This window comes from Streptococcus suis (assembly GCF_002964575.1).
Classification (GTDB): domain Bacteria; phylum Bacillota; class Bacilli; order Lactobacillales; family Streptococcaceae; genus Streptococcus; species Streptococcus suis_R.
Genome location: NZ_POQQ01000088.1, coordinates 1 through 356 on the forward strand (window position 1 = coordinate 1; position 356 = coordinate 356).

At 40.7% G+C, this 356-nt stretch carries 1 pseudogene; it reads right to left on the reverse strand.

What is annotated here, in order from left to right:
- Positions 1 to 187 (reverse strand): annotated as a pseudogene (gene tnpA, locus C1E58_RS10900) (IS200/IS605-like element ISSsu4 family transposase); the annotation flags it as partial.
- Positions 188 to 356 lie beyond the last annotated feature (169 nt).

Consider the following 356-nt stretch of genomic DNA (forward strand, 5'->3'; position numbering starts at 1 on the left):
CATGGTCCGGCATCAGATGTCCTTCGATAATTTCTACGCCTTTATAACTACACAATCGTCGGAATATTTCTCCCAAACTACTTCGATATTGATTATAGATGATTTTTCGTCTATACTTAGGTGTGAAGACAATGTGGTATTTACACAGCCACTTTGTATGTGATAAACTATGTGCCTTTTGCGCCATATTTTTCTCCTTTCGCTTTACAATAGGCTTGAACACCTTTATTGTATCGCGTTTGGAGTTTTTTTGGTGTAACCTTCGTCGCGCACCCGCATAGCGGGTGGTTTATTTGTCACGCACCTTACGGAGCGTGACGGACTAAAAGTCACATAACAAAGTAGCATGTTACAGA